This is a genomic window from Haliscomenobacter sp., from assembly GCF_033763495.1.
Lineage (GTDB): Bacteria > Bacteroidota > Bacteroidia > Chitinophagales > Saprospiraceae > Haliscomenobacter.
In genome coordinates, this window is record NZ_JANRKL010000055.1 from 1 (window position 1) to 9,034 (window position 9,034).

The window sequence follows — 9,034 nt, forward strand, 5'->3', positions numbered from 1 at the left end:
CCGGAAAGAAGAACGTATGAAAGCAGAATTCAACAAAAGACTGGCCGAGGTGGAAATGGCCGCCCTGCGCTCACAGATGAACCCCCATTTTTTATTCAATTGCCTCAATTCGATCAATCGTTTCATTCAACGCAATGAACCAGACGCTGCATCAGCTTATTTGACCAAGTTTAGCCGTTTGATCCGTTTGGTACTCGATAATTCCCGCTCTAACCTGGTTACTTTGCGCGATGAATTGGAAGCACTACGGTTGTACATGGAGCTGGAATCCATGCGTTTTGTCAACCGATTTACTTATCATGTTCAAGTTTCGCCAGCCATCGACCCCACCTGCCTGGAAATTCCACCAATGATCATTCAACCTTACGTGGAAAATGCCATTTGGCATGGACTGATGCACAAAGAAGCGAAACCTGGCGAAGAATGCCACCTGGAGGTAAGGGTATTTCAGGAAGACAATGCACTGGTGGTAGAAGTAGAGGACAACGGGGTTGGTCGAGCCGCAGCCCGAGCTTTCAAAAGTAAATCAGCCACCGCACAGAAGTCACATGGCATGGAAGTAACCGCTGAGCGCATCCAGATGATCAACCAGATATATCAAACTGAAGCTTCGATTTTGATTGAAGATTTGGTAACTCCTGAAGGTAAGGCTGCTGGTACCAAAGTACGTTTGACGCTGCCTTTGGAATAAATTTTTATTAAACATCCTAAAGCATGAAAGCAATCCTCATTGACGATGAATTATACTGCACCGAAGTGCTCTCGTCTTTATTGAATAAACATTGTCCGGAAGTAGAAGTGATTGCTGAGTTCAACGATTCCCGCAAAGCGCTGGAGCATTTGCGTAAAGAATCACCGGATGTAATTTTTTTGGACATTGAAATGCCCTACCTCAATGGACTGGACTTGTTGCAACAATGCAGACCATTGCAGTTTCAGGTCATTTTCACCACTGCCTACAATCAGTACGCCCTGCAAGCCATCAAACTAAGTGCTCTCGACTACTTGCTCAAACCCATTGATGCCGAGGAATTGGTGGCTGCCGTCCAAAAAGCCAAGGATAAAACGGCCAAACCGGATTGGCGGCAGTTTGAAGTAATGGAAAACCTGAACAAGGCTCCAGAACAAGCCCCCAAAACCATTGCCCTTTCCACCTCAGAAGGTTTGACTTTTGTGGAAGTTGCCGATATTGTACATTGCCAAAGTGAAGGCAGTTATACCAAGATCTTTTTCATCCATAACGAAACCATCATGTTGTCCAAACCCCTCAAAGATGTAGGGGAAATGCTGGTTCCCTGTGGCTTCCTTCGGGTACATCACTCCTACCTGATCAACCTCAATCACATCAAAAAGTACATCCGCGGAGAAGGTGGCGAGATCATCACCCGCAATGGCCATTCCGTGCCGGTTTCCAAGCAGAAAAAAGCAGAGTTTTTGGAAAAAATTGCAAAAATTTAATTAAAACCTTGCATTAAGGTGCAATTATTGCCAAATCATGCTGTCATTTATCGCAAATGATGGCATTTTTTTTTGAAAAACCGCCAAATATAAACCCAAAACCGCCAACCGTGAAACCTGGATTTACCGTCATACTAACTCCCGGTAAATTTGAATTATAATTTTTGAAGGATCTTTTTAAAACACCTGACTCATGACAACCGTTTTTTCAAGCTTTACATCCAAAACCCACACCAAACTGATTACAGACGCTGCGTTGATTCAACAATCGATCCGCGGAGATCAGAAAGCTTACGCCCAATTGGTTGCTAAACACCAGAAACTCGTAAGAGCAACCATTGGCCGCTACATCCAGACGCACGACGACGCTGAAGAAGTATTTCAGGATACCTTTTTGCGGGCCTTTCAGGCTTTACCCGAGTTTCGTGGCGACGCCAAGCTCAGTTCCTGGCTCTGCAAAATTGCTGCTTCTGTTTCGCTCAACCGCTTGCGCAGCAAGCAGTACCGCAAAGGACTAACCGAAAGTGGAGAAATCAACGATGGCATTCAAATTGGCATTCGTGCCGAAGGGGCCCATCACATGGAGAAACAAGAAACTTCCTTTTGGTTGCGCCAGGCCATCGAACAACTACCAGAAAGTGACAGTGAAGTATTGCACCTGTTTTACTTTCACGAGCGCTCCATTGAAGAAATTTGCCAACAAACTGGTCTTTCTGAATCCAACATCAAAAGCCGTTTGGCCCGTGCTCGTCAAAAATTGAAGAGCATCATCGAATCTCGTTTTGGTAAGGAACTGCTCAATTAAAAACCACCCGACTGTTCTTCGTTTCCCTTTATAGCTGTTTTAGGACATCCCGGATTTTGACTTCCATCAAAATTCGGGATGTTTTTTTATAATTCGGTCAACTTGTTCAGGTAATACCGTTTGGCCATCAAGGCAATCGGAATCCCCAGAACTAAACCCAGTACCGTCCAGCCTTGCAAGGCGTTGAACAGTTTAAAAGGATTGGGAGGTAAAGCCGTCAAGGGCAACACCATGAAGGTCATACATGCCCCCACAAAAACGCCGTACAAAAAACCAGTCAAGTAAGCATTTCCACGCAAAAAACTTAAACGGGGAAAGGCCAGGAAGAACAATAGGGTAAAGGAAAACGCAATAAAATAGTGAAAAGACAGCCCCAACAAAGCCGTGCCCCAGCTGCCCTTCATGCTGCGCTCCAATCCGAGGGCGCCTCCTGCAATATAGTGGAACAGTTTGAAAGGAAAATTGCCCGAACGCGCCCAGGACATTAGGGTAGCAGCAAGAATATCGGTGGTGCCTACCAATAAGGCAGTACTGAGTAGGGCTTTCCAAAATTTGTTCATCTTTGTGTTGTTTAAAGGAATGAGGTTTGACATTGTGCAAAGACAAAACTAAATTTGTCTATCCCGGAGGCAGCACCAAAAAGCGGGCAAAGTGCGTCAAAATCCGTTCAAAATGCCTGCACCACCCTTCAATACCGCACCATGAGTGAACAAGAGCTGGTCAAACTATGCCTTACTGAGGTTTTTTTGAAAAATGGTTATGGTGATCTCCATAGCTTGGTTCAGCGGGATTATGAAAATGTAAGCCAGGTGATTGAAGCAAAAACCGGCATCCTCATCAGCATTTCCACCCTCAAACGTTTGCTCAAAGGTGATTTTGCAAGGCTCCCCCAAGTGGCTACATTGAATGCCATTTCCAGGTATTTGGGGTATCAGCACTGGCAGGATTATCGATCTGCAGTCAATTCAAAAATCCCGATTGCAGTTACCCACAGCCCTCAGCGAAAGTTCATGTTTAAGCGTAGCTTGCCCAAAACACTACTTTATTCGTCTATTCTCAGTTTGCTTTTGGTTTTGTTCATCACCAGTCGCACCAGTCTAAAAGATACGGGTGCCAGCTTTGAAGAAGCCCAGTTTTCAGTCAAAAAAGTGACTGCCAATGATATTCCCAACTCCGTTGTTTTTAGTTACAATGTGGACGGCATCGATGCCGACAGTTTTTTCATTCAACAATCCTGGGATGAAAGCCGCCGGGTGCGGGTTTTCAAAAAGCAACACACCTTGACCGATATTTATTATGAACCTGGCTATCATACCGCCAAGCTGATGGCCAATAATGTGATCATCAAAACACTGGACGTGAGTATTCCCACCGAAGATTGGTTTTTTTATGCCACACGACGTTTCCCACCGGGTGCCGCCAATTACATCTACACGGAGCAGTACATACAGGACGGAAAATTGGGCCTCGAAGCGCAGGATTTAATCGAGCATAAAATCAACTCAAGGGCGGAAAACAACTACATCTATACCTATTTCCCTCCCAAATGGCCTGTACACAGCGACAATTATGTCTTCAAAACGCGGGTGCGCGTTCAGGAACTCAACAAAAATCCTTGCCCCTATCTGATGCTGGAAGTTTTTTGCCAACAAAATTTCATGTACTTCATCAGCATGCCCAGGGGTTGTACGAGTGAAAGCAAGTTGCAGTTTGGCGATTTGATTTTGGATGGCAAAACGACTGACTTGTCGACATTGGGGGCAAATGTTACTGAGTGGATCGAAGTAAAGATTATAGTCCGGAATCGGGTGGTAACGATTTATTACGGCGACAAAAAAGTTTATACTTGTTCTTATTCAAAATCAGCTGGAAAAATTACGGGGATTGGGTTTATTTCCAATGGTTTATGCGAGGTAGATCAGGTTGAGCTAAAGGGATTGGAAGGAAAGATTTTTTACCAAAATGATTTCGAGCAAATTCAATGATTTTTCAACTTTTAGTTTTCTTCACTGGCATTTTCATGGTATTTTTACCTCAAATTCTGTTGACATGAATCGGGTAGATCGGCTCATGGGCATTGTCACCGCCCTACAATCCAAAAAACACCTCAGCGCCGAAGCCATCGCTCAACGCTTCGAAATCAGTGTGCGCACAGTATACCGTGATATTCGGGCTTTGGATGAAATTGGGATTCCAGTCGGTTTTGAGCCCGGCCAGGGTTATTTTGTGATGAATGGGTATTTTTTGCCCCCTGTCATTTTCAGCAACGAAGAAGCCAATGCCTTATCCTTGATGGAGCCTTTGGTGATGCGCTTTGCCGATCAGGGCATCCGCCGCCACTATGCTGCCGCTCTTAACAAGGTCAAAGCGGTGCTCAAAAGCACCCAAAAGGACAAAATGGAGCAGATGCACGAGCGTGTGCAGGCACTGCGCCCGAGTTGTCTGGAAAATGATTACGATTATTTGGCAAAAATTCAAACTGCCATTGTTTCTAAAAACATCCTGCGTCTGCAATACGAAAATGCGGCTCAAGAGGCCAGTTACCGGGAGGTTGAACCCATTGGGCTCATTTTTTATTCGCTCAACTGGCATTTAATTGGCTGGTGTTGGAGGCGGGAAGAATACCGGGATTTTCGGGTATCGCGCATTCAACAACTGGTTTCCACAACCGATCCTTTCCGCAAATCCGACCACATTGCGCTCAGCGAATACCACGTGGATGTCTATAAATGGTAAATTTAAAAAAGGTATTGAGCGACTGCCATAGGGTTGTCAGTAGATGCACTTAGCTTTGTCAAAAAAATCATCCAGATGAAGTATCCATTTGTGCTTAAAACCAGTATGGAAATTGCTGCACCCATTGAAAAAGTTTTTGCAGCACTCAGTGAACCCGAATCCGTAAAAACCCTTTTCTGGGACTCTGAGTTGGTTACCAGCTGGCAGGTTGGTACGCCCATCATTTACCGGGGTGAATGGGAAGAGCAAAAATTTGAAGACCATGGCACCGTATTGCAGTTTGATCCACCCCACGTGATCAAGTACAATTACTGGAGCAGTTTTGCTGCCGCAGAACTACCTGACTTGCCTGAAAATTACCAAACCATCACCTATACTTTTGAGGCAATAGAGCAAGGTACTTTGATTACCATTGAGCAGGACAACATCCGCTCAGCTGAAGTGATGGAACACAGTGAGCAAAACTGGCAGTACTTACTGGGTGCAATGAAAGAAATGCTGGAAGTGAAAGTTTAAATTTTTCAAAAAAGTACCAGTAGGTGGAACTAAAATTCACTTACTGGTGCTTACTGTGATCAGGTTTGTGCCCCAGCACCTTTTCATACATTTCTACAATCGGCAGTTCACGCAAATCAACCGCCAATACCGAATGTTTAGCTTCTACCCCACGCAGCAATTGAATACACAACTTGATGTCATCCACACTTAAGTCGTGAAAGATTAAGTTGTTGACTACCCCGGCACGACGATAACACTCGTGTAAAACTTCAACTCCTTTTTCAGTGGCTTTGACCAAACGAGCTCTTTTGTCACTGGGGTCGGTTCTTTCTTCGATGAGTTTGTTGGCCAACAAGCGATTGAGGGTATCAATTCCAGTTGAAATCCCCATGAGCTGTTGCTGAACCACTTCAGTTTTGCGGCATTCCCCAGAATGGTAGATGATGTTCAGGGAAAAAAAATCCTCGGCTTGTTTGATGGATGGCAAATCGGACAATGCTCTGGTGATGTAAACTTCAAACAAACGTGCGATGTACCCAATGAGTTTCATTAGATAGGCAGCAGGCATAGGTGGAGTTCCTCTACCTGCAAAATTTTCGCCGAGATCCAGCTTGGACCTTTGCATGGTGAGGTAGTAGCGACAAAACTCCTCTATTTCGGCTTGAGGATGAGCTGCTTCAAAGGCACCCCATTCATTCACTAATTGCACTGTTTTATTCATACTGCAAATATATCGGTTTCGTCACAATTTCATTGAAAATACATCGAAATATTTGTATTTTCCACGAGCCCGCCCTATATTTGTTGCAATTAATTCGGCTTCGATGTATCTGCTTGCAAAAAAACCCGTCACCTTCCCAAAGAGTTCCGCTTCCCAAACGCCAACACCACCCAAGATTGGCGTCTTTAAAACGAACATCAGCAAACGCCCGGAAGCAAATCGCGTTTGTAACCAGCTCAAAATAGATGGTTTAGTCACCCGTGCCACTGTGGACCTCAGTGATTGTGACCGTATTTTGCGCACTGTAAGCAACAAAAACAACTGGTCAGACATCATCCACGCTGTTCAATCCATGGGTTTCTTCATTGAGGAATTACCCGATTAACCACCTAGGCCTTGGTTTACTTCAATCCAACGCCCCATTTGCTTCGGCACCCTATTTACTATGTCATCTGCATTGTTAAAATTCACACCTTATCAATGGTTTGTAATCGCCATTTTATCGCTCCTGCAATTTTCCATCATCCTTGATTTTATGGTATTGTCCCCTTTGGGTGCACAATTGTTGGAAGAATTGAACATTACGACCACCCAATTTGGCCTGGTTGTTTCTGCCTATGCTTTTAGTGCAGGAGCTTCAGGCATCCTGGCTGCTGGTTTTGCGGATCGTTTCGACCGGAAAAAGTTATTGCTGTTTTTTTACGCCGGCTTTATTATCGGTACCCTGCTTTGCGGGATCGCCCCCACTTATTTTCTCCTATTAATGGCACGGATCGTAACGGGGATTTTCGGAGGAGTAATTGGCTCGATCGTTTTTGCCATCATTACCGACCTTTTTGCACTTGAAATGCGGGGGCGGGTCATGGGTTTTGTACAAATGGCGTTTGCAGTCAGTCAGGTTTTAGGCCTGCCAATCAGCTTGTATTTTGCCAACTTATTCGATTGGCATGCTCCGTTCTTGCTGATCGTGGCGATTTGTGTACCCATGTTTGTAGTGATCTTACTCAAATTGAAGCCCATTAATGCACACCTGGCTTTGCAAAAAGACAACTCGGCTTTTAGTCACCTTTGGGAAACGGTTTCCAAGCCTCGTTACCTGCAAGGTTTTGCGGGCACCATTTTGCTGGCCACCGGTGGTTTTATGCTGATGCCTTTTGGTAGCGCTTTTTCCATCAATAACCTCGGGGTTACTTTTGATCAGTTGCCCCTCATTTATCTGGTCACAGGTATTTGTTCTATGATTGCCGGCCCGTTATTGGGGCGCTTGAGCGATAGCCTGGGCAGTATAAAAGTATTTACGGCAGGATCTATCCTTACCATCATCATTGTAGTGGTGTATTGTAATTTTGGGATCACCCCCCTTTGGGTCATCATTCTGATGAGTGTAATCATGTTCATTGGCATCACCTCGCGGATGATCTCCTCTACTGCTTTAGTGAGTGCAGTCCCTGCTCCAGCTGACCGGGGCGCATTTATGGGCATCAATGCTTCTATCTCTCAGATTTCAGGAGGGATTGCTTCTGGAGTGGCTGGAATGATTGTGCATCAGGCGGCAGATGGCCATTTGGAAAACTACCCCATGCTGGGTTATGTCGTGGCCATTACAATGATAGTGGCGATCGGATTGATGTACAATATTCACCGGATGGTAAAAGGGAGTGTAGCGCATTGATCAAAAATATTTTTTACCCATAACGAACATGAGTCATCCCGAAAATTCGGGATGACTCATGTTTGCTATTGACTTACTTTGATTGCTCTTATTCCAAAATAATCATCTTCTTCGTAGCCGTAAAGTCGGTTGTTTCCAAAGTATAGTACAACACCCCTCTTGCCCCCAAGTGCTCCTTCTTGAGCGTGACTTGGTTGTTGCCCTTGGCATAATTGCCCTCTACTTTGTACACTACAGCGCCCTTCACATCACTGACTGTCAAGGTGCCTTTCGTCGCCTTAGGTAGAGTGAACCCAATCACCGTTTCATCACTGAAAGGGTTCGGCGTGTTCTGCTTCAGTTCGTAGGCTGCTGTGGCCTGGATGCCCTCAAAGTTCAAGGCGATGCCCAGGTGCTCGTTGTTCTGGCTGTAAGCCTCTGGAGATACCAAGCGGTTGAGGCTCAGACTTTGGCTCAACTTGCTGTCTGCTTTTGCACGGAGAACCAGCGTAAACAATGCCCCTGGCTCGTATTTGCTGTTCCACGAGGTGGTGATGATGCCTTCGTTTTTGAACACGCCGAAGTTCTCCGCCTTGGCTACGCCGTATTCGATGTCCAACAGCTCTACCTTACTTTGATCCAGGTTCAGCGCAAACTGGTAACCCTGGATGCGTTGCAGGTCTTCGGCAGTGAAGCTCACTTTGTATTCATGGCCTGACTTCAGGTTTTGCTCCTGAGTCTTCAATTTGAAGTCCTCACTCGTGCGGATTTCTGCACTCGTCGCTCCATTCACACTCGCACTCGTATTCACATCACCCACTTTGATCGCTACAAAGTTCGCTGTCAAATTGTTCGTAATGTCGTTCACACTTACCACTTCAGGGAAGGCTGACGACCAAGGGTTCGTTGGGTTCGGGAAGACATAGGTCGCATCCACAAAACGCCAGGATGTGTTGTTGGCAAAGTGAGTATCAATGTTCAGGATCAACTTGCGCAGGGCAATCAAGTCCAGAGTACTGATCGACTTGGAGTTGTTCACGTCAGCAGCAATCATTTTGTATGGACTGTTCAACGCCGTTACACCGAGGATGTGCTTCTGGATCAATACCAGGTCAAAAGTAGATACACCATTCAGGTGGTTTTTGTCCAATTGTGGAGTTACGGT

Annotated in this window: 11 protein-coding genes; 8 read left to right on the forward strand and 3 right to left on the reverse strand. The window is 45.4% G+C overall.

Annotated elements, in window-relative coordinates:
- The 3 genes from SFV55_RS06410 to SFV55_RS06420 form a co-directional block, all read left to right on the forward strand.
- Window positions 1–691, forward strand: a 691-nt coding sequence (locus tag SFV55_RS06410) for a sensor histidine kinase (RefSeq protein ID WP_320028648.1), incomplete at its 5' end; no start/stop codon positions are given.
- A gap of 23 nt (window positions 692–714) precedes the next feature.
- Complete coding sequence (locus SFV55_RS06415; RefSeq protein ID WP_320028649.1) at window positions 715–1,458, forward strand: LytTR family DNA-binding domain-containing protein; 744 nt, start codon at window positions 715–717, stop codon at window positions 1,456–1,458.
- Between the two features lie 193 nt (window positions 1,459–1,651).
- The gene (locus SFV55_RS06420; RefSeq protein WP_320028650.1) at window positions 1,652–2,263 is read left to right on the forward strand and encodes an RNA polymerase sigma factor; all 612 of its coding nucleotides are present in this window, start codon (window positions 1,652–1,654) and stop codon (window positions 2,261–2,263) included.
- Window positions 2,264–2,349: 86 nt separating this feature from the next.
- Here the strand turns inward: SFV55_RS06420 and SFV55_RS06425 are convergent, their stop codons facing one another.
- The gene (locus SFV55_RS06425; RefSeq protein WP_320028651.1) at window positions 2,350–2,823 is read right to left on the reverse strand and encodes a hypothetical protein; all 474 of its coding nucleotides are present in this window, start codon (window positions 2,821–2,823) and stop codon (window positions 2,350–2,352) included.
- Between the two features lie 141 nt (window positions 2,824–2,964).
- Here SFV55_RS06425 and SFV55_RS06430 point away from each other — a divergent pair, with 141 nt between their 5' ends.
- The 3 genes from SFV55_RS06430 to SFV55_RS06440 all read left to right on the forward strand — a co-directional run bounded on the left by SFV55_RS06430 (window position 2,965) and on the right by SFV55_RS06440 (window position 5,515).
- Complete coding sequence (locus tag SFV55_RS06430) at window positions 2,965–4,248, forward strand: hypothetical protein (RefSeq protein ID WP_320028652.1); 1,284 nt, start codon at window positions 2,965–2,967, stop codon at window positions 4,246–4,248.
- A 64-nt stretch (window positions 4,249–4,312) separates the two neighbouring features.
- On the forward strand, window positions 4,313–4,999 hold the full coding sequence (locus tag SFV55_RS06435) for a YafY family protein (RefSeq protein WP_320028653.1): 687 nt from the start codon (window positions 4,313–4,315) through the stop codon (window positions 4,997–4,999).
- 75 nt (window positions 5,000–5,074) lie between these two features.
- Window positions 5,075–5,515, forward strand: coding sequence for an SRPBCC domain-containing protein (locus SFV55_RS06440; RefSeq protein ID WP_320028654.1), 441 nt, complete (start codon window positions 5,075–5,077; stop codon window positions 5,513–5,515).
- Window positions 5,516–5,555: 40 nt separating this feature from the next.
- Here SFV55_RS06440 and SFV55_RS06445 read toward each other — a convergent pair whose 3' ends face one another.
- Window positions 5,556–6,218 carry a hypothetical protein gene (locus SFV55_RS06445; protein ID WP_320028655.1) on the reverse strand — a complete coding sequence of 221 codons (663 nt, stop codon included), beginning with the start codon at window positions 6,216–6,218 and terminating at the stop codon, window positions 5,556–5,558.
- A gap of 103 nt (window positions 6,219–6,321) precedes the next feature.
- Between SFV55_RS06445 and SFV55_RS06450 the strand changes: the two genes are divergently transcribed.
- Both SFV55_RS06450 and SFV55_RS06455 read left to right on the forward strand, forming a co-directional pair.
- A complete protein-coding gene (locus SFV55_RS06450; RefSeq protein WP_320028656.1) occupies window positions 6,322–6,603 on the forward strand; it encodes a hypothetical protein in 282 nt (93 codons plus the stop codon).
- 60 nt (window positions 6,604–6,663) lie between these two features.
- Window positions 6,664–7,890: an MFS transporter gene (locus SFV55_RS06455; protein WP_320028657.1), complete on the forward strand. Its 1,227-nt coding sequence runs from the start codon at window positions 6,664–6,666 to the stop codon at window positions 7,888–7,890.
- 88 nt (window positions 7,891–7,978) lie between these two features.
- On the opposite strand, the gene SFV55_RS06460 is transcribed toward SFV55_RS06455, so the two are convergent.
- Window positions 7,979–9,034 (reverse strand): T9SS type A sorting domain-containing protein (locus SFV55_RS06460; protein ID WP_320028658.1); only part of this gene is annotated, 1,056 nt, incomplete at its 5' end.

Bases quoted from the DNA above. Each gene is read 5' to 3' on its own strand.
- SFV55_RS06415 (WP_320028649.1), top strand. From the start codon at position 715: ATGAAAGCAATCCTCATTGACGATGAATTATACTGCACCGAAGTGCTC.
- SFV55_RS06420 (WP_320028650.1), top strand. From the start codon at position 1,652: ATGACAACCGTTTTTTCAAGCTTTACATCCAAAACCCACACCAAACTG.
- SFV55_RS06425 (WP_320028651.1), bottom strand. From the start codon at position 2,823: ATGAACAAATTTTGGAAAGCCCTACTCAGTACTGCCTTATTGGTAGGC.
- SFV55_RS06430 (WP_320028652.1), top strand. From the start codon at position 2,965: ATGAGTGAACAAGAGCTGGTCAAACTATGCCTTACTGAGGTTTTTTTG.
- SFV55_RS06435 (WP_320028653.1), top strand. From the start codon at position 4,313: ATGAATCGGGTAGATCGGCTCATGGGCATTGTCACCGCCCTACAATCC.
- SFV55_RS06440 (WP_320028654.1), top strand. From the start codon at position 5,075: ATGAAGTATCCATTTGTGCTTAAAACCAGTATGGAAATTGCTGCACCC.
- SFV55_RS06445 (WP_320028655.1), bottom strand. From the start codon at position 6,218: ATGAATAAAACAGTGCAATTAGTGAATGAATGGGGTGCCTTTGAAGCA.
- SFV55_RS06450 (WP_320028656.1), top strand. From the start codon at position 6,322: ATGTATCTGCTTGCAAAAAAACCCGTCACCTTCCCAAAGAGTTCCGCT.
- SFV55_RS06455 (WP_320028657.1), top strand. From the start codon at position 6,664: ATGTCATCTGCATTGTTAAAATTCACACCTTATCAATGGTTTGTAATC.